Genomic DNA, 19,060 nt, shown 5'->3' with positions numbered 1-19,060 from the left:
TAATGTTCTTACAATGTAACTTCTAATTTCTTTCCTCGTATAATAAGCATACAAACAAAACCTAACCAACCAAATAAAAAAAATGATACTATTTATTATTCTTGGAATAATTTTATTGATTACCAGTTTTTCATTAAAAAGTAATGTAAATCCGTTTTCAAAATTCGCAAATGTTCTAAAAATTATTGGCGTTTTAGTAATTGCTTTAGGGCTGTTTTCTTCGATGTTCAAACAAATTGATGCGGGGAAAGTGGGAGTTCAATCGCTGTACGGAAGTGTGCAACCTGATGTTCTGGAAAGTGGTTTGCATTTGATAAATCCATTGTTGGATGTAACTGATTTTGATATTCAAACTCAAAACTACACCATGTCAGCTGTTCATGGAGAAGGTGCTCAAGCAGGTGACGATGCGATTCGTGTTTTGTCAAATGACGGTCTGGAAGTGGTAATTGATTTGACCGTTTTATTCCGTGTTTCGCCAGAGTCAGCGCCAAAAATTTTCAAACAAATTGGGGTTGATTATTCCGATAAAATTGTTCGTCCCGTAACAAGAACCCGTATTCGTGATAACGCTGTTTATTATGATGCAGTTGCTTTATATTCTACTAAAAGAAACGAATTTCAACAGCGAATTTTCAAAACGATAGAGGCTGATTTTAAAACTAGAGGATTGGTTTTAGAGCAATTGTTAATTAGAAATATTAACCTTCCTACATCAGTAAAAGCATCTATTGAAAGTAAAATTAATGCCGAACAAGATGCTCAAAAAATGACTTTTGTACTTCAAAAAGAAAAACAGGAAGCCGAACGAAAAAGAGTGGAAGCACAGGGTATTGCTGATTATCAAAGAATTATTTCAACTGGCTTATCAGATAAACAATTGCAATACGAACAAATAAAAGCACAAAAAGAACTCGCTGCCTCTCCTAATACTAAAATCATTTTTATGAATGGTAGAGGAAATGCACCAGTTATACTTTCTGATAAATAGATTTTTTAAAAGTTTATTCGGTTATTTGTTTAATCGAATAAACAACAACAACGATTAACCGATTAAATATAAAAAAATGGAATTACCAAAATTTTTACTAGGCGACAATACTGATTTTCCGGAAGATATTTTCATCATACACTTAGATTACCCAAGATTTATTATCAATTTAAAAGATGATGAAGTGGAGTTCATGGAAGAAGCGGAAGATCTTGATGAAGGCGAATTGAATGCTGAAATGGAAGGATTAATAGTTCTTGCGAATGAATTTTACGATAGAGAAATGGAACGCTACGAAAAAGAGTAAGTTTAGTTTAACACGTTTCTAATAATAAATTGAATGACCGTAAATGATGAAATTTTATCATTTACGGTCATTTTTTTTATTTTTTTGGATTGTTGAAAATAAAATTAATTTTAAAATAAATTAGTTATATTTTTAACTAACTGGATTTTAGAATATTTAAAACTAAAAAAATAATAAAAATAGGGGTAACAAAAACTAACCTTTATTGATATAGTATTATAAACCATTAAATCTAAACTGTGATGAAAAATACAAAAACAATTTCAAAAGTTATTATTGTTATGCTTTTATTGACACAAAATAGTTTTGCTCAATTAAAAAAAAATGATACATCTATAAAAGAAAAAAAGGTAGAAATAGACAATTCTTTAAATGAAATAGATACAAAGACAAATCCCGTAACGATAGGAAATGCAAAAAGCAATATAAATAACATAAATGGAGGGATGCCAAATAGAATTTCGATGAATGTTACCGTTCCAAAACAGACTCAAGGGGCAACATTTGGCGAGAAAGTAAATGCGGGTAAAATAAATGTAGCATTAATTGAAGGAGGTTGTGTTATTTTATTTCCTTCTAATACAGGATATAAAGTGAATATAGCCAATGGTAACATTGTTGAATTGTCGAAAAATGAGAGTATTGCTTTTGGAGAAAAAGTTAATCAAGGTTTACATGCAGCTGGCGGTGCATTATCACAAGGCGCTTCGTTATTGGGTGGTGCTTTGCCGGGTGGTGCTATTATTTCGGCAGCAGTTTCCAGTGTGGGTAATTTAGCTGGAGGTGCTGGTGGTGGTGCAGCTGCAGCTTCCTATGCAAGAACAGGAAAACTGGTTTGGAAAATGGAAGATAACGCAAGTGATTCTAAGTTGGAATTGTCAGAAGGTGATTTTGAATTAGCATTTGTTATAGTTGAAAAAGCGACTTCGGGTTTAAAAGACACCTTGAAAACTCAGGTTCGCGTTGGTTTTACCATAGAAAATGGGGTTTTAAAAACGAAACATGATACGGCTAAAAATTCCGTGGGTAACATTCGTTAATATTTCTAAAATTTAGTTATTCGTGACTAAAATTTAAAATAGGTTTCCAATAATAATTGAGCGGCTGCAAAGGGTGAAATTTCATCATTTTGCACCGCTTTTTTAGTTGAATCCAATAATTGGTTAATTTCTGGATGATTATAAAAATTCAATTTCAACTGCTCGTTGATGGTTTCTAACATCCAATATTGATTTTGTTCTTTTCGTTTTTCAAAGAAATAATGGTTCACTTTTGTCAGTTCCAGAAATTGCTCAATAGTTTTCCAAACAGCGCTAATTCCTTCATGAGTAATTGCACTACACGTTGAAGTGATAGGAATCCAACCTGATTTTTTAGCCGGAAAAAGATGCAATGCTCTATTGAATTCTACTTTTGCTAAGTTGGCTTTTCTAATATTATCACCATCGGCTTTATTGATTACAATTGCATCAGCCATTTCCATAATGCCGCGTTTGATACCTTGCAATTCATCGCCGGCGCCCGAAATCTTTAGCAGTAAAAAAAAATCAACCATACTGTGAACCGCAGTTTCACTTTGACCAACTCCCACGGTTTCAATGATTATTGTATCAAAGCCACAAGCTTCACAAAGCGTAATTGTTTCCCTGGTTTTTCGGGCTACACCACCCAATGTTTCTCCCGATGCCGAAGGACGAATAAAGGCATTTTCGTCTTTAACTAATTCTTCCATTCGGGTTTTGTCACCTAAAATACTTCCATGCGAAATGGTGCTACTGGGATCAACGGCGAGAACTGCCACTTTTTTCCCTAAACTGGTTAAGTATTTTCCAAAAGCTTCAATAAAGGTGCTTTTTCCAACACCGGGAACTCCAGTTATACCTATTCTTATTGATTTATTAGCATGTGCTAAACATGCATTTATAACTTCGTTGGCTTTTGCCAAATGATCACTATTTGTGCTTTCGACCAGCGTAATTGCTCGACTCAGAGCCGTTATATTTCCTGCTAAAATTCCCTCAACCAATTCTTTCGGGGAAGGTTGAATTTTTCTGAATTTTTTAATGTGCGCAACAGCGATTGAACTGATAATCTCTGGGGGAGAAATTCCAGGTTTTTCGTGTAAGGCGCTAGGATGCTGTTTTTTATTCGACAAAACTTTTTATTTGAAGAGTAAAAGTAGTGAAAACAAAAACAGTTTCAAAAAGGCATTGCCTTTATGAAACTGTTTTACTTGAAATTAAGATATGAATTAATACGCTGCTGTAAAACGTACTTGATGGTGTTTTGGATTTTCAGTTTCATCAGCGATAACAACTGCTAAATCTTCTACAGACAAAATGCTTCTTTGATTTTCGTCAAAAACGGGAGTGTCTAATCCCAAACGGTATTTTCCGGTTCGTCCTGTAGTAATTCCTTGGTGCATTTCAAAAGCAGGACTAAAAAAGGCCCAATCCAAGTCTTTTTCCTCTTTAATGATATTCAAATAATCTCTTGCCGCTGTTGCTCCGGCATAATATTCTTTTGGGAAATCTGGTGTGTCTACTGCCTGTAAATTTGGAGCAACAAATAAACTTCCTCCGCCACCAATGGTGATAAATCGTTTCACGCCTGATTTTTTAACGGCTTCTTGAATCGCTTTTGATCCTTCAAGAAAATCAATGTATAAATTTGGATTGGTCCATCCGGCACTGAAAGCATTTATAACCACATCATTTCCTGCAATGATTTTAGAAAGTTCTTCTACGTTATTGATGTCTGCTTTTTCCCATTTGATGGTTGCATTTCCATCATTTTTTGGATTTCGGGCTATAGCGGTAATTTCGTGATTACGACTTGCCAATTCATTTAAAATAGCGGTACCTACAAATCCTGTGGCTCCAATAATTGCGATTTTCATAATGGTATGTATTTAAAAGTAATAAAAAATGTTACAGTTTAATTCAAAAAAATAGTTTAAAATTTATTAGAAAAATCTTCCAATGAAATGCCGCTTAATTGCAAGCTGATTTTTTCGTTGATGTTTTCATATAAATTTTCTAAATTTTTATTGATTTGTTTTCCAATAGGACAATCTGGATTCGGTTCGTTTTTTGAAAAACCTAGCGTTACCGTGTCAAAAGTCATTTTGAAAATGGCATCTAATGAAATATTTGATGCAGATTTCAGCAATTTCGTTCCTCCATTTTTACCTTCTTTACTTTCTACAATATTGTTTTTCTTCAGGTTTGCTATTTCCTTTCTTATTAAAACTGGATGTAAATTCATACTTCCCGCTATAAATTCAGAAGATAAATAGTCCTCCGGAAATTTAGAAAGTAATGTAAGGATATGGATTGTTATTGCAAATTTACCTGAAATCATACTGTAATAAAATATATTACAAATATACAAGTAAAATTGAAATTAGCAAGTTTTTTGTTTTTTTTATACAATGAAAAATCAAAATGGTGATTTCCTTCTTTTCTAAATAAATTTAAATAGTATTTTTGCATTCAATCCTACACTATGAATAACATTATCCTAATCTTCGTTTGTCTATTTCTTGGAATCGTATTGCAAAAAGTGAAACGTTTTCCGTCCAACACCTACAAGATTTTAAATAATGTGGTTATTTATATCTGTCTTCCTGCTTTGGCGTTGTATTATATCCCAAAAATAGAATGGGATAATAAGCTGTTGTTTCCTATTGGTGTAACATGGATTGGTTTTACAGTTTCGTATTTGTTTTTCAGCTTTTTGGGAAATAGATTTGGATGGTCAAAAAAACTCACGGGTTGTTTAATTATAACCGCTGGTTTGGGAAATACTTCTTTTTTAGGTTTCCCAATTATCCAAGCTTTATATGGTGAAGATGGCTTAAAAACTGCCATTTTAGTTGATCAGCCGGGTACTTTTGTGGTGCTTTCAACATTAGGAATTCTTGTAGCTACATTATTCTCTAGTGGAAGCCCAAGCGGATTTCATATCGCAAAAAAAATACTATTCTTTCCTCCATTTATTACTTTTCTGTTGGCTTGTTTAATGAATGTATTCGATTTTGATTTTAATGAATATATTCAGTTTGGTTTACAAAAAGTAGGAAGTGTAATGACTCCATTGGCAATGCTTTCTGTTGGATTGCAATTGCGATTTGATAGGAAAAGCCAACATTGGAAATTTTTGGGATTGGGACTTTTGTACAAATTAATATTGACTCCGGCTTTAATATATTTATTGTATGTCGTAATTTTAGACCAAAATTCAAAAACGATTCAAGTATCCATCATGGAGGCTGCTATGGCTCCAATGATTACAGCAAGTATTTTGGCTACTTCACATGGGTTAAAACCCAGATTGAGTAGTATGATGATTGGTTTTGGAATACCATTGTCATTCGTGACATTGGTGTTTTGGTATTTCGTGGCACAGTTTATTTAATTTTTTAGACCCTTTTATTATTACAATATGAATATTTCTTCAGCAACAGCGTCACAAACCATCAACGCTCCAATCGTCCAAAAAACAGTTTATTCGGTTTTATTTTCAATAGCTTTTGCTCATTTGTTAAATGATTTAATGCAATCAGTTATTCCTTCGACCTATCCAATATTAAAAGAGAATTTTAATCTTAGTTTCACTCAAATTGGATTGATAACATTCGTTTTCCAACTTACAGCTTCCATTCTGCAGCCTTTTATCGGTTTTTATACGGATAAATACCCAAAACCATATTCTTTAGTAATTGCGATGTTATTTACTATTACCGGATTGGGATTTTTATCGATTTCAACTTCTTTTTGGATGTTGTTGGTGTCAGTAGCTTTTGTAGGGATTGGTTCTTCCATTTTTCATCCGGAAGCGTCTCGTGTTGCTTATTTAGGTTCAGGAGGAAAGCGAGGTTTGGCGCAATCTATTTTCCAATTGGGCGGAAATTCAGGAAGTGCAATTGGTCCTTTATTAGTAGCGTTGGTTGTTGCTCCTTTTGGACAATCAAATATAATATGGTTTGTAATAGTGGGTATTTTGGGAATTATTATTTTGTCCCAAATCGCGCTGTGGTATCAAAATCATTTGAATCTTAGAGCTGCAAAAAAAATAAATACGGAAGAGGTCGCTGTTCCATTGTCCAAAAGAAAAATTAATATAGCATTAGCAGTTTTATTGTTGTTGATATTTTCCAAGTTTTTCTATATGGCGAGTATGTCAAGCTATTTTACTTTTTATCTCATGCATAAATTTGGGTTGACGATACAAGAATCGCAGTTTCATTTGTTTCTGTTTTTAGCTTCGGTAGCGGCAGGAACATTAATAGGCGGTCCGTTAGGGGATCGTTTTGGTAGAAAATATATCATTTGGATTTCGATACTTGGAGCTGCGCCATTCACTTTATTATTGCCTTATGCCGATTTATTTTGGACAGGAGTATTGTCGGTTATCATTGGAATTGTTATCGCTTCGGCGTTTTCAGCAATTTTAGTTTTTGCACAAGAATTAATGCCAGGAAAAGTGGGAATGATTTCCGGACTGTTTTTTGGTTTTGCCTTTGGTATGGGAGGTTTAGGCTCGGCAATTTTGGGTTATGTTGCGGATCAAACCAGTATTGAATACGTTTATAAATTAAGTTCTTTTCTACCGCTTATTGGTGTTTTTACATATTTCTTACCCAATATGAAAAAAAATAATCCTTCTTAACTATTTGTTTTTTTTTGGAGCTTTTTCCCGCTATCCGTTACAATCTTTATAGCAGTAAACCTTCCAGGATTTACTGCTATAAAGGATTTTCACTTTTATCGGGGCTAGGGATTTCGGTCTCAAAATGTTTTTTGGGTACCTAGATGTTTTTTGCAACAGAGAATAATATTCAGCTTCCTCTTGTTAAATTTTTATTACAATTTTAAGATTTCTTTTAATTTTTATTACTCTTAATTCAATAACTTAGGACTGTTAATAATCAAAAAAAAGAAATTATTATGGCAACACTACGATTAGGCGATATTGCTCCAGATTTTGAAGCAGAAACTACACAAGGAAAGATAAAATTTCATGAATGGTTAGGAGATTCTTGGGGTGTGTTATTTTCGCATCCTGCTGATTTTACACCAGTTTGTACCACTGAATTAGGGACTGTGGCTAATTATTATCCTGAATTTGTAAAGAGAAATGTAAAAGTAATCGCATTAAGCGTTGACGGATTAGATTCTCATGTGGAATGGATTAAAGATATCAATGAAACGCAAAATACTACGGTTAACTTTCCAATTATTGCTGACGAAGACAAACATATAGCACAATTGTATGATATGATTCATCCTAATGCCAATGAAAGTTTTACAGTTCGTTCCGTTTTTATAATTGGACCAGACAAAAAAATAAAATTAACATTGACTTATCCAGCCTCAACCGGAAGAAATTTTGATGAATTACTTCGTGTAATCGATAGTTTACAGTTGACAGCTCATTATAGTGTTGCAACACCGGCAAACTGGAAAGATGGAGAAAAAGTGGTGATTTCAACAGCGGTTAAGGATGAAGATATTGCAGCAAAATTTCCAAAAGGATATGAAAGAGTAAAACCATATTTAAGAATGACTCCGCAACCGAATAAGTAATTATTTTTCTCGGATAAGACTTTAACATAAAAAAGGTGTAATGAAAATATTTTCATTACACCTTTTTTATTTCTATTGTAGCTATAAAATAGTTACTTCCTATTGGTTATCAATAAACCGGTAATAATGATTCCCATGCTTATAATTTGAGTGATTACAATAGCCTGACCCAGAAAAAAATACGCTAAAATTCCACTGAATACAGGGATTAAATAATAAATTAATGCTGTTTTTGAGGTGCCTATCAACCGAATCGCTTCGTTCCACAAATAATAGGAAACCAGTGAAGCAAAGATGCCGACATAAGTGGTTGCCAATACTGTTTTAGTATCAAAAATTACTTTTTTATAAAATAAATGTTCCCAAATATAAAACGGAAGAAGGAAAATTGTGCCAATAACAAAGACACTAAATAAAAATACTTTTGCGGTTAACTCATCTGGTTTTTGTCGAACTAGTATCGTATAATAGGCAAAAAAGAAACAGGCCACGAGCATCAACAAATCCCCAATTGTAAAGTTGATATGCAGCAATGCTTCTAGAGACCCTTTGGTAATAAGAACCAAAACTCCTGTAATTATGGTTACAATTCCAACTATTTTTATAGTGGACACTTTCTCTTTAAAAATAATTCTGGAGAGAACAACAATAAATAACGGTATCGAAATGGCTATTAATGATAAATTGACAGCGCTTGTTGTTTTTCCTGCAAAGTAAATCAGTGTATTAAAAATAGTGATGCCTAATACCGCTGTACCCATGAGATACCGAATGTGTTTCTTTATAACGATAAAACTTTCAATGGTACTTTTAATTGCAAATGGAGCCAAAACAATACAAGCGATTGTCCAGCGCCAAAAAGCCAGTCCAATAGGAGGAATGTGTCCTTTAATACCGCTGGCAATTACCATATTTACGGACCAAAGTAGAGTGGCTAATAAAGCGAAAAACGCTCCTTTAGTTTGATTGCTCATTGTTAAATTAAACGAGGTTTTTTATTTTTGCATATTGTAGCAACATGATCGTTTTGGCATCTTTTATTTCCCCAGATTCAATCATAGCGTAAGCTTCGTCATAGGTCATTTCTAAGACATCTATATTTTCCTCTTCATGTTCAACTCCACCACCGTCACTTACTTTCATGGATTCATCGTATTCTCCGACGAACAAATATAAAATTTCAGTTACTGCTCCTGGAGACATATACGTTTCCATTATTTTGTCAACTTTAGTAATGCGGTATCCTGTTTCTTCTTCGGTTTCTCGAATGATGCATTGCTCCGGATGATCTGCGTCCAAAAGTCCCGCACAAACCTCAATCATCATTCCTGTCTCATTTCCGTTAAGATAACTTGGCAAGCGGAATTGTCGGGTTAGAATAACAGTTTTTTGTTGGGTGTTGTATAGTAAAATGGCAGCACCATTTCCTCGATCATAAACTTCTCTTTTTTGGGTAATCCAAGAGTCGTCTTTTTTTTGATAATCAAAAGTTACTTTGTTTAAAATGTACCAATTATCAGAAAGTAATTCGGTTTTTTGGATTTTAATAGCTGGATTTTTCATTCGTTTGGATTGGTTTATGAACTAAAAAAAACGCTCTGAATTTTCAGAGCGTTAAGTGATATTATTTTAGAATAGTTTGCTTTCTATCTGGTCCAACAGAGACAATTTTGATAGGAACTTCAACTTCTTTTTCTATAAATTCAATGTATTCTTTCAATTCAATCGGTAATTCATCATAGGTTGTCATACCAGTCAAATCAGCTTGCCATCCTTTAAAATCTTGGTAAACTGGAGTTACATTTTCCGGTTCGATGTTATAAGGAAAGTGAGCGATATTTTTTCCTTTATAGTTGTATTCCGTACAAACTTTTAAAGTTTCAAATCCTGAAAGTACATCACCTTTCATCATCATCAGTTGTGTTACACCATTAATTTGAACAGCATATTTAAGCGCCACTAAATCTAACCATCCACAACGTCTTTGTCTTCCTGTAACAGATCCAAATTCATTTCCTACACGTGCCATAGTTGCACCATCTTCGTCAAAAAGTTCTGTTGGAAATGGGCCGCTTCCTACACGTGTTACATACGCTTTGAAAATCCCGTATACTTCTTTTATTTTATTTGGAGCAATTCCTAAACCAGTACAGGCACCAGCGGCAGTTGTATTTGATGAAGTTACAAATGGATAAGTTCCAAAATCAACATCTAATAACGAACCTTGAGCTCCTTCACATAATATTGATTTACCCGCTTTTTGAGCTTGGTGTAAATATTCTTCACTATCAATAAAATCTAGTTTTTTTATTTCTTCGATTGCTTCAAAGAATTCTTTTTCTAATTCTTCTAAGTTGTATTGAATAGCAACATCGTAGAATTTAATCATAGCTTCATGCTTGTCAGCCAAAGCTCTATAACGATCTGCAAAATCTTCTAATTCAATATCTCCTACACGAAGACCGTTTCTTCCGGTTTTATCCATATAAGTTGGGCCAATTCCTTTTAATGTAGAACCAATTTTTGCTTTCCCTTTAGATGCCTCAGAAGCTGCATCTAATAAACGGTGTGTTGGTAAAATTAAATGGGCTTTTCTTGAAATGATTAATTTGCTTTTGATGTCTAAATTAAATTTCTCAAGACCTTCAATTTCTTTTTGAAAAACTACAGGATCTATTACAACTCCATTTCCAATAATGTTTATGGCAGTTTTATGAAAAATACCAGAAGGAATAGTTCTAAGAACATGTTTTATTCCGTCAAATTCCAAAGTGTGTCCTGCATTTGGTCCACCTTGAAAACGAGCAATAATATCATAATTTGAAGTAAGAACATCAACAATTTTTCCTTTTCCTTCATCTCCCCATTGTAATCCTAGTAATAAATCTGCGGTCATTCTATGTGTTATTTGTAGTTAATTTTTATATTCCAAAGACAACTGGCAAGCTGTCGTACTATTTTTGTTTTTTAATTCCGTATAAATACAAGGAATGATTGGTAATTTCTATGTCGAATATTTCTTCGATTGTCTTTTTAATACTTTGAATTCTTGGATCACAAAACTCAATTACTTCGCCAGTATCTGTCATAATAATATGATCGTGCTGTTTGTCAAAATACGATTTTTCGTAATGTGCCTGATTTTGTCCAAATTGATGTTTACGAACTAAAGCACAATCCAATAGCAATTCAATAGTATTGTAAAGTGTTGCCCTACTGACACGATAGTTTTTATTTTTCATTTTGATATAAAGATTCTCTACATCAAAATGTTCTTCGCTATCGTATATTTCCTGAAGGATAGCATAACGTTCAGGAGTTTTGCGATGTCCTTTTTTTTCAAGATACATTGTAAAAACATTTTTTACAATTTCTTGGTTTTTGGTGTTATCTGTGGAAATGAGTGTCATATGCGGGCAAAGATAAATTTTTTAGTTTAAAGTTTAAAGTTTCAGCTTTGTTTAGTTTCAAGTTTTTTTAGTTTTAAGTGGAAAAACGGGTAACTTGAAATAATTTTTTTTGAAACTTTTCTACGTTTTATATACTCTTGTTACCTTATCGATTCCATCAATTTTTTTGATGTTGTTGATCATTTTCTTCAAAATCGTATTGTTTTGAACAATTACTGCCACTTGACCATGAAAAATTCCTGCATCGGTACTCAAAGAAATGCTCTGAATATTAACATGCATATTGTTCGAAATTACTTTTGTTAATTGGTTCGTAAGTCCTAAAACATCCATTCCGGTTATGTTTATTATGGCTTTGAATTCTTCTTGTGAAGAGTCAATCCATTTAGCGGTCATTATTCTGTAAGCGTAATTAGATTGCATCCCTATAGCGTTTGGACAATCTTTTTTATGCACTTTTATTCCTTCATTGATGGTTACAAAACCAAATACGTCATCACCGGGAATTGGGTTGCAACACGGAGATAATTTATAATCGAGTTTGTCATGTTCCTTGCCAAAGACAAGCAAATCGTAATTACTGCTTATTATTGGTCTATGAATGTCTTCATCGGCAGTGCTGCTTGCGGAACGTTTTATTTTATTTTTGAAAAAATTAATAAAAGTGTTGCTTTTTTGAGCTGCATAATCCTTGAGTTGTTGATTTTCTATCGCACCAATTCCAACTCTGTAAAATAAATCTAAACTTGTTTTTAATTTGAAAAAATTGACTAACTCATTAACAACGGATTCGTTTAACGTTATTTTTAAATGCTTTAATTTTCGGGTAAGCAGTTCTTTTCCTTCTTCACCAATTTTCTTGGTATTTTCGTTTAGAACGTTTTTAATTTTCGTTTTTGCTCTCGAAGTCGTAACGTAATCAAGCCAGTTAGCTGTTGGTTTCTGATGTTGAGAGGTGATGACTTCAATTTGATCTCCGCTTTTTAATTCGAAGTTCAAAGGAACTAATTTTCCATTGACACGCGTTCCTCGGGTGCGAATTCCTATTTCCGAGTGGATACTGAAAGCAAAGTCAAGTGAAGTGGCGCCTTTTGGCAATGATTTTATTTCTCCTTTTGGAGTAAATACAAAGATTTCTTTTGCATATAAATTCATTTTGAAATCTTCCACAAAATCCACCGCGTTGGTTTCTGAACTTTCTAAAGCTTCTTTTAATAAATTCAGCCATGCATCGAGTTCATTTTCTTCAGTAGCTCCATTTTTATATTTATAATGTGCTGCGTAGCCTTTTTCGGCAATTTCATCCATACGCTCACTACGCACCTGAACTTCTACCCAGCGCCCTTTTGGTCCCATAACAGTAATGTGCAGGGCTTCATAACCGGTAGATTTAGGTGAAGAAATCCAATCGCGTAAACGACTGGGGCTCGGTCTGTAATAATCAGTTACTATGGAATAGATTTTCCAAGCAAGAAATTTTTCTTCGTGTGGAGTTGATTTGTATACAATACGAAGAGCAAACTTATCATAAACTTCATCAAAGCTTACGTTTTGCGCTTTCATTTTTCTTCGAATGGAGTAGATTGATTTTGGGCGACCTTTTATGATATAATCGATTCCTTCGGCGTCCAATGCTGTTTTTAGCACATCAGAAATGTCTTTTATGTAGGCATCCTGTTCCTCTTTGGTCTCTTTTATCTTGCTTACAATTTCGTTGTAAATAGCGGGTTCTGTATATTTTAATCCTAAATCTTCGAGTTTTGTTTTAATGTTGTATAAACCCAATCGATGAGCAAGTGGTGCATATATGTATAAAGTTTCAGATGCAATTTTGGTTTGTTTGTCTTCTTGCATCGAATCCATTGTTTGCATATTGTGCAAACGATCGGCTAATTTTATAAGAATTACACGTACATCATCATTGAGAGTCAAAATCATTTTACGGAAGTTCTCTGCTTGTATTGATGCATTCAAATCCTTCTGTACCATGGAAATTTTTGTCAATCCTTCTACAAGTTGTGCTACTTTAGGATTAAATAAACGTTCAATATCTTGGACTGTCATTGGAGTGTCTTCGACTACATCGTGCAACAATGCAGCAGCAATAGATGTTGCTCCCAAGCCTATTTCGGAAGCGACAATTTTTGCCACAGCTATAGGATGGAAAATGTAGGCTTCGCCTGATTTTCTTCGTTGTTCTTTATGGGAATCTACAGCAACGTCAAAAGCTTTACGGATGAGTTTTTTATCTTCATCAGTCAGGGTTTGATAACTGATGCGAAGTAGCTCTTTGTATTCTTGAGCAATTGCTTTATTTTCTTTTTCTATATCTATTTCTATCATAACGGCATGGTTCAATTCCTAAAAATAGAAATTAGTTAGGAGATATGCAAGTAAAAAAGGGTTTGGAGTATAAAATCCAAAATTGAATTACTGAGGTTATTATTGTACTCTTTTGAAATCCAAATCCTGAAAATCATAACTGAAATCAGTTAATTCAGAAATTGGCTTCATTTTTATAGTTACTGCTTTTCCAGTTGCGTCACATTCGAAAAACAGATGCGCATCTGCATGAAAATAGGCATTATTCCATTTTACCACAAAATTGTTTTCTTTGTAGAAAAAAACTTCACCAGTAAGTTGAGGAGAACGTTTTGATGCAAAATATAATTTTCCTTTTTTTTGCGAAAGTGTAATATCTCCAAACCAGTTGTCTTTGTAAGTCCCAGTAAAATTATTGAAGTCTATTTTGATTTTATCCTTTTTATTTTTTGCTACGGTTGCCCAAACTTCATCAGTAACTTTGTCGGCAGTTGCTACATTCGATTTTAATCGGTTGCTATAAATTGTGATATAATCGTCTGATTTTATCCCTAAATAACTGTCTTTTATCGTATTTGTAATAGCAGTAAAAGCTGCTCCTGACTGTTGGTTTGTTAAAACAATAATTCCTAAATTGAGTTCCGGAAGTAATGTAACTTGGGTGACAATTCCTTCTAATCCGCCTGTGTGAGTAACTTGTTTGTATCCTTTGATGTCACTTAGAAACCAACCCAGTCCATAACCGCTAAAATGAGTGTTATATGGAGGTTTTGTATTTACTGGTATTATGGTTTGTAATTGCCACATTTCGTTATGCTCTTTTTCTGAGAATAACTGCTTGTTGTCACTACCATATTTTCCATTATTCATTTGCATAATAGCCCATTTGCTCAAATCATTTACACTGGAATAAATTCCGGCAGCCGCATCAAAAAGATGGTTTTGATAACGCTTGATTACTTTTAATTTTCCGTCAATAGGAACATGAGGAGCAATTATATTTGTAGTGTCTTTTAATCGTAAAAAGGAGGCTGCGCTTTGATTCATTTCTAATGGTTTCATGATGCGTTCTTCTATGAAATCACACCAACTTTGACCACTTATTTTAGCAACAACTTCGCCGGCAACAATGTATAATAAGTTATCGTAATCATACTTAGTTCTGAAAGCTGAAACTGGTTTTAAATATTGTAAATTTTGAATAATATCTTGCGCTGTGAAATTGCTTCCGTCAGGCCAAATCATTAAATCGCCTGCGCCAAGACCCAATCCGCTGCGGTGTGTCAATAAATCCCGAATCGTAAATTCGTTGGTTACATAGTCATTATACATTCTGAAATTAGGAAGGTATTTGATGACTTTATCATCCCATTTTACTTTTCCTTCATCAACAAGCATTGCCAAAGCAGCACTTGTGAACGCTTTACTGTTTGAAGCAATTCCGAAAAGGGTATTTGCATCGACTTTTTCGTTTGTCAAAATTGATTTTACTCCATATCCTTTGGCGTGAATTATCTTTCCGTCTTTTACAATAGCAACTGCAATTCCAGGAACATTGAATGTTTTTAAGGAACGTTCCACTAATTCATCGACTTGTGAAGAACTGATTTGTGCGAAAGAAAATGTAGTTGCGATTAACGTTATTGCAACGAATAATTTATTTTTCATAGTATTATTTTTCTTTTTTTAATCGAAAACTTGTAATCTAAATTCTGCAATCTTAAATCTAAAACCCTCTTTGTCTTTTGGCTTCAAAAATCAAAATCGCTGCTGCAACTGAAACATTCATGGAATCTATTTCGCCTTGCATTGGAATTATAATATTTTGGGTCGCTTCTTTTCGCCATTCTTCTGTCAAACCAGTTGCTTCCGTACCCACAACCAAAGCCGTTGGCGTAGTGTAATCTTGCGTGTGATACGAGGTCGAATTTTGTAAGGTAGCACAATAAAAGTTGATTTTTCTTTCTTTCAAAAATGCAATAATTTCTGATGTTGTTCCGGTAGCAATTTGATTGGTGAACAAACAGCCTACGCTGGAACGCACAATATTTGGATTGTATAAATCACTTTTTGGATTGGCAATAATCACGGCATCCAGATTGGCGGCATCGGCAGTTCGTAATAAAGCACCAATATTTCCTGGTTTTTCGGGAGCTTCTGCAACAAGAATCAATGGGTTTTCTGATAATTTTAAATCGGATAATTGTAACGATTTGGTTTTGGCCACAGCCAAAACACCTTCGGTAGTATCACGATAGGCCAGTTTTTGATAGACTTCCTTGTTGATTTCTATTAAATCAGCACTTTTGGATAATTGACGAGCTTCAGTTTCCGAACAAATTTCTGGTAAAAATAATAGCGTTTCCATTTCGTACCCGCCTTTTGTGGCAATCGAAATTTCACGTTTTCCTTCAATTAAGAATGTTCCGGATTGTTTGCGTGCTTTTGCTTTTTCCTGCAATAACACTAAAGATTTTATAAATGGATTTTGTACGGAAGAAATTTGTTTCAATGGAAAAGTCGCTTGGTTACTAAGGTGCTAAGTTACTACCTTTTTTTAAATTCTAAAATGCAATAACTGCTGTATTAGAAAACGCGGTTATTGCAGTTATTAAGGAGTATTTTCTTTAAATTTGTAAAAATCTAAATCCTAAATAACAAGTGTTTCATCTATTAGATATTATCGGTACGATGGCTTTTGCCATGTCAGGGGCGTTGACCGCAATGAATAAAAAGCTGGATCCTTTTGGCGTTTTTATTATTGCTTTTGTAACTGCTGTGGGCGGAGGAACGTTGCGGGATATCATGATTGGTAGAACACCGGTTGGATGGATGCTGGACTTGAAGTATGTTTATGTAATAATCATGGGCTTTGTTTTAGCCATCATTTTCAGAAAAAAATTCGATCGTTTGCGAACTTCTTTATTTTTATTTGACACGATTGGATTGGGTGTTTTTACATTAATTGGTCTTGAAAAAGGAATAAATATTGGACTTCATCCAGTTATATGTATTGCATTAGGAACCATGACGGCCTGTTTTGGAGGTGTTATTCGCGATATTTTATGTACTGAAATTCCGGTTATTTTCAGAAAAGAAATTTATGCCACGATTTGTATTTTGGGTGGAATTGTTTTTTTTCTCCTTCGAAAATTGAATTTAGATAATGATATTTTATACTTGACCACTTCTTTAGTTATCATTTCAGTTCGCTTGATGGCCGTGAAATACAAATGGTATTTGCCTACTTTAGAACATAAATAAAAAATGCTTAATTTCACGAAGTCTAAAACCAAATGGTGAAAAATTATTCTGTTAAACAATACCAAGAAAGCGATTATGAAAATTGGAATACCTTTATTGGTCAAGCCAAAAATGCTACCTTTTTATTTCACCGTGATTTTATGGAATACCACAAAGATCGATTCGAGGATTTCTCGTTGATGATTTTTGATGATAAAAAGTTAGTTGCGGTTTTACCGGCGAATAGAGTGGGAAATGAAATTTTTTCACATCAAGGATTGACTTATGGCGGATTAGTTTATAATGAACAATCAAAATTAACGACTATAGTTAATGCTTTTAGAGCCGTTTTGTTGTTTTTGGAAGCTGATGGAATTGAAAAATTGCATCTAAAAACGATTCCATCTATTTATCATAGTAAACCTGCAGAGGAAATTCAATATGCTTTGTTTTTGGCGGAAGCCCAATTAGTCAGAAGAGACACTTTATCAGTAATTGATTTATCTCAGCTATATGTTTTTTCAAAAATCAGAAAAAGAGGGATTCAGAAAGGAAAAACAAACGGATTGATAATCAAAGAAGAAACTGATTTTGAATCTTTTTGGGATGAAATATTAATTCCGAATTTAGAAGAAAGGCATAAAGCAAAACCCGTTCATTCTTTAGAAGAAATGAAGGTTTTGAAAAGTCTTTTTCCTACCAATATCAGACAGTTTAATGTGTATCATAAAGATAAAATTGTTGCAGGAACTACTGTTTTCGAAACTGAAACTGTAGCGCATTGCCAATACATTTCTAAATATGAAGAGGAAGAAGACCTGGGGAGTTTAGACTTTTTGTATCATTTTTTAATTACCGAGACATTTGCCGATAAACGATTTTTTGATTTCGGAATTTCCAATGAATCGCAAGGGAAAAAATTGAATGAAGGCTTATCGTATTGGAAAGAAAGTTTTGGAGCCAGTACCATGGTGCACGATTTTTACGAAGTACAAACCGCAAATTATGTGAAGCTGGATTCCTTTTTTTCAAAATCAAAAAACAGACTGACTCAATGATTCCATTTCTTGATTTAAAAAAAGTAAACGAGCCTTATGAAACCGCTTTTCAAGAAAAATTGAAATCGGTTTTAGAAACGGGTTGGTATATTTTAGGGAATGAAGTCAAAGAATTTGAAGCCAATTTTGCCAAGTATTGCGGAACAGACTATTGCATCGGGACAGGAAATGGTTTTGACGCTTTAGTTTTGATTTTTAAAGGCTACATACAATTAGGAAAATTACAAAAAGGGGACGAAGTTATTGTTCCTGCAAACACATACATTGCCAGTATTCTGGCTATTTTACAAGCAGATTTAATTCCTGTTTTGGTCGAGCCAAAGCTGGAAACCTACAATATCAACCCCAGTTTAATTTCAGAAAAAATCACCTCAAAAACAAAAGCAATTTTAGTGGTTCATCTTTACGGACAATTGGCTGAAATGGATAAGATAAATAAAATTGCTGTTGCAAATGATTTACTGGTTATTGAAGATGCGGCTCAGGCTCATGGAGCAATCAGAAATCAAGAATCAACACCCAAGACCGCAGGTCGAACTGACGAAGTAATCAGCAATCAAAAATCAAGCGTAGCGTATAGTTTTTATCCCGGGAAAAATTTAGGGACATTAGGAGATGCTGGCGCTGTTACAACAAATGATTTGGAATTAGCCAAAGTGATTCAATCGCTTAGAAATTATGGTTCAGAAACGAAATATCATAATGATCACATTGGTATAAATTCTAGATTAGACGAATTGCAAGCCGCTTTCCTGAATGTAAAATTACCCAATTTAGACGCTGATAATGAAAAGCGAAGAGTAATTGCTAAACGCTATTTATCTGAAATTAATAATGATAAAATAATTCTTCCAACAGTAGCATCGCAAGGAACGAAGCAATCCAATCATGTTTTTCATTTGTTTGTGATTCGAATAAAAAACAGACTTGATTTACAGAACTATTTACATGAAAATGGAATAGAAACGGTTATCCATTATCCAATTCCCCCTCACAAGCAAAAGGCTTTATCATTTTGGAACCATTTGTCTTTTCCAATCACCGAAAAAATTCATAATGAAGTATTAAGTTTGCCTATGAGTCCCGTTTTGACAATGGATGAAGTGAGTTGTGTTGTGAAAATTTTAAATAAGTATTAA

19 protein-coding genes are annotated in these 19,060 nt (G+C 33.8%); 9 read left to right on the top strand and 10 right to left on the bottom strand.

The genetic code is table 11. From position 1 onward, the window contains the following. Positions 1-82: 82 nt before the first annotated feature. The 3 genes from ACM55H_RS13550 (at position 83) to ACM55H_RS13540 (ending at position 2,338) form a co-directional block, all read left to right on the top strand. On the top strand, positions 83-991 hold the full coding sequence (locus tag ACM55H_RS13550; RefSeq protein ID WP_416836999.1) for a prohibitin family protein: 909 nt from the start codon (positions 83-85) through the stop codon (positions 989-991). 76 nt (positions 992-1,067) lie between these two features. Next, positions 1,068-1,298, top strand: a complete 231-nt coding sequence (locus tag ACM55H_RS13545; protein ID WP_039110009.1) for a hypothetical protein — start codon at positions 1,068-1,070, stop codon at positions 1,296-1,298. Between the two features lie 242 nt (positions 1,299-1,540). After that, positions 1,541-2,338 carry a hypothetical protein gene (locus ACM55H_RS13540; RefSeq protein ID WP_416836998.1) on the top strand — a complete coding sequence of 266 codons (798 nt, stop codon included), beginning with the start codon at positions 1,541-1,543 and terminating at the stop codon, positions 2,336-2,338. 26 nt (positions 2,339-2,364) lie between these two features. On the opposite strand, the gene meaB is transcribed toward ACM55H_RS13540, so the two are convergent. From meaB to ACM55H_RS13525, 3 genes are all read right to left on the bottom strand, one after another. Further along, positions 2,365-3,453, bottom strand: coding sequence for a methylmalonyl Co-A mutase-associated GTPase MeaB (gene meaB, locus ACM55H_RS13535; RefSeq protein WP_416836997.1), 1,089 nt, complete (start codon positions 3,451-3,453; stop codon positions 2,365-2,367). A gap of 96 nt (positions 3,454-3,549) precedes the next feature. After that, entirely contained in the window at positions 3,550-4,197 is a 648-nt protein-coding gene (locus tag ACM55H_RS13530; RefSeq protein WP_416836996.1) for an NAD(P)-dependent oxidoreductase, read from the bottom strand. A gap of 56 nt (positions 4,198-4,253) precedes the next feature. Further along, positions 4,254-4,661, bottom strand: coding sequence for an RrF2 family transcriptional regulator (locus tag ACM55H_RS13525; RefSeq protein ID WP_416836995.1), 408 nt, complete (start codon positions 4,659-4,661; stop codon positions 4,254-4,256). 144 nt (positions 4,662-4,805) lie between these two features. Between ACM55H_RS13525 and ACM55H_RS13520 the strand changes: the two genes are divergently transcribed. The 3 genes from ACM55H_RS13520 (at position 4,806) to ACM55H_RS13510 (ending at position 7,888) form a co-directional block, all read left to right on the top strand. Further along, entirely contained in the window at positions 4,806-5,717 is a 912-nt protein-coding gene (locus tag ACM55H_RS13520; RefSeq protein WP_416836994.1) for an AEC family transporter, read from the top strand. A gap of 27 nt (positions 5,718-5,744) precedes the next feature. Further along, positions 5,745-6,971 carry an MFS transporter gene (locus ACM55H_RS13515; protein ID WP_416836992.1) on the top strand — a complete coding sequence of 409 codons (1,227 nt, stop codon included), beginning with the start codon at positions 5,745-5,747 and terminating at the stop codon, positions 6,969-6,971. 278 nt (positions 6,972-7,249) lie between these two features. Next, entirely contained in the window at positions 7,250-7,888 is a 639-nt protein-coding gene (locus tag ACM55H_RS13510; protein ID WP_416836991.1) for a peroxiredoxin, read from the top strand. Positions 7,889-7,980: 92 nt separating this feature from the next. On the opposite strand, the gene ACM55H_RS13505 is transcribed toward ACM55H_RS13510, so the two are convergent. The 7 genes from ACM55H_RS13505 to ACM55H_RS13475 form a co-directional block, all read right to left on the bottom strand. Beyond that, complete coding sequence (locus ACM55H_RS13505) at positions 7,981-8,862, bottom strand: DMT family transporter (protein ID WP_416836990.1); 882 nt, start codon at positions 8,860-8,862, stop codon at positions 7,981-7,983. 7 nt (positions 8,863-8,869) lie between these two features. Continuing rightward, the gene (nudK, locus tag ACM55H_RS13500; protein ID WP_416836989.1) at positions 8,870-9,451 is read right to left on the bottom strand and encodes a GDP-mannose pyrophosphatase NudK; all 582 of its coding nucleotides are present in this window, start codon (positions 9,449-9,451) and stop codon (positions 8,870-8,872) included. A 61-nt stretch (positions 9,452-9,512) separates the two neighbouring features. Continuing rightward, entirely contained in the window at positions 9,513-10,784 is a 1,272-nt protein-coding gene (locus ACM55H_RS13495; protein ID WP_416836987.1) for an adenylosuccinate synthase, read from the bottom strand. Between the two features lie 58 nt (positions 10,785-10,842). Next, positions 10,843-11,298, bottom strand: coding sequence for a Fur family transcriptional regulator (locus tag ACM55H_RS13490; RefSeq protein WP_035670620.1), 456 nt, complete (start codon positions 11,296-11,298; stop codon positions 10,843-10,845). Between the two features lie 120 nt (positions 11,299-11,418). Then, positions 11,419-13,641: a RelA/SpoT family protein gene (locus tag ACM55H_RS13485; protein ID WP_416836986.1), complete on the bottom strand. Its 2,223-nt coding sequence runs from the start codon at positions 13,639-13,641 to the stop codon at positions 11,419-11,421. 99 nt (positions 13,642-13,740) lie between these two features. Further along, entirely contained in the window at positions 13,741-15,288 is a 1,548-nt protein-coding gene (locus ACM55H_RS13480; protein WP_416836985.1) for a serine hydrolase, read from the bottom strand. A gap of 58 nt (positions 15,289-15,346) precedes the next feature. Beyond that, positions 15,347-16,132 carry a TrmH family RNA methyltransferase gene (locus tag ACM55H_RS13475; RefSeq protein WP_416836983.1) on the bottom strand — a complete coding sequence of 262 codons (786 nt, stop codon included), beginning with the start codon at positions 16,130-16,132 and terminating at the stop codon, positions 15,347-15,349. A 149-nt stretch (positions 16,133-16,281) separates the two neighbouring features. Between ACM55H_RS13475 and ACM55H_RS13470 the strand changes: the two genes are divergently transcribed. Genes ACM55H_RS13470 through ACM55H_RS13460 form a run of 3 tightly spaced genes read left to right on the top strand, consistent with a single transcriptional unit; the run spans position 16,282 to position 19,060 of the window. Continuing rightward, complete coding sequence (locus ACM55H_RS13470) at positions 16,282-16,884, top strand: trimeric intracellular cation channel family protein (protein ID WP_416836982.1); 603 nt, start codon at positions 16,282-16,284, stop codon at positions 16,882-16,884. A 32-nt stretch (positions 16,885-16,916) separates the two neighbouring features. Beyond that, positions 16,917-17,921, top strand: coding sequence for a GNAT family N-acetyltransferase (locus ACM55H_RS13465; RefSeq protein ID WP_416836981.1), 1,005 nt, complete (start codon positions 16,917-16,919; stop codon positions 17,919-17,921). Continuing rightward, positions 17,918-19,060: a DegT/DnrJ/EryC1/StrS family aminotransferase gene (locus ACM55H_RS13460; RefSeq protein ID WP_416836980.1), complete on the top strand. Its 1,143-nt coding sequence runs from the start codon at positions 17,918-17,920 to the stop codon at positions 19,058-19,060. Before ACM55H_RS13465 ends, ACM55H_RS13460 begins: the two co-directional genes overlap by 4 nt.

The sequence above is a fragment of the Flavobacterium cryoconiti genome (assembly GCF_048158645.1).
Classification (GTDB): domain Bacteria; phylum Bacteroidota; class Bacteroidia; order Flavobacteriales; family Flavobacteriaceae; genus Flavobacterium; species Flavobacterium cryoconiti.
Note: the sequence above shows the minus strand (reverse complement) of the source record. Positions and strands in the feature narration are given on the sequence as shown.

Coding starts and splice junctions, on each gene's coding strand:
- ACM55H_RS13550 (WP_416836999.1), top strand. CDS start 83: ATGATACTATTTATTATTCTTGGAATAATTTTATTGATTACCAGTTTT.
- ACM55H_RS13545 (WP_039110009.1), top strand. CDS start 1,068: ATGGAATTACCAAAATTTTTACTAGGCGACAATACTGATTTTCCGGAA.
- ACM55H_RS13540 (WP_416836998.1), top strand. CDS start 1,541: ATGAAAAATACAAAAACAATTTCAAAAGTTATTATTGTTATGCTTTTA.
- ACM55H_RS13530 (WP_416836996.1), bottom strand. CDS start 4,197: ATGAAAATCGCAATTATTGGAGCCACAGGATTTGTAGGTACCGCTATT.
- ACM55H_RS13525 (WP_416836995.1), bottom strand. CDS start 4,661: ATGATTTCAGGTAAATTTGCAATAACAATCCATATCCTTACATTACTT.
- ACM55H_RS13520 (WP_416836994.1), top strand. CDS start 4,806: ATGAATAACATTATCCTAATCTTCGTTTGTCTATTTCTTGGAATCGTA.
- ACM55H_RS13515 (WP_416836992.1), top strand. CDS start 5,745: ATGAATATTTCTTCAGCAACAGCGTCACAAACCATCAACGCTCCAATC.
- ACM55H_RS13510 (WP_416836991.1), top strand. CDS start 7,250: ATGGCAACACTACGATTAGGCGATATTGCTCCAGATTTTGAAGCAGAA.
- ACM55H_RS13505 (WP_416836990.1), bottom strand. CDS start 8,862: ATGAGCAATCAAACTAAAGGAGCGTTTTTCGCTTTATTAGCCACTCTA.
- nudK (WP_416836989.1), bottom strand. CDS start 9,451: ATGAAAAATCCAGCTATTAAAATCCAAAAAACCGAATTACTTTCTGAT.
- ACM55H_RS13495 (WP_416836987.1), bottom strand. CDS start 10,784: ATGACCGCAGATTTATTACTAGGATTACAATGGGGAGATGAAGGAAAA.
- ACM55H_RS13490 (WP_035670620.1), bottom strand. CDS start 11,298: ATGACACTCATTTCCACAGATAACACCAAAAACCAAGAAATTGTAAAA.
- ACM55H_RS13485 (WP_416836986.1), bottom strand. CDS start 13,641: ATGATAGAAATAGATATAGAAAAAGAAAATAAAGCAATTGCTCAAGAA.
- ACM55H_RS13480 (WP_416836985.1), bottom strand. CDS start 15,288: ATGAAAAATAAATTATTCGTTGCAATAACGTTAATCGCAACTACATTT.
- ACM55H_RS13465 (WP_416836981.1), top strand. CDS start 16,917: ATGGTGAAAAATTATTCTGTTAAACAATACCAAGAAAGCGATTATGAA.
- ACM55H_RS13460 (WP_416836980.1), top strand. CDS start 17,918: ATGATTCCATTTCTTGATTTAAAAAAAGTAAACGAGCCTTATGAAACC.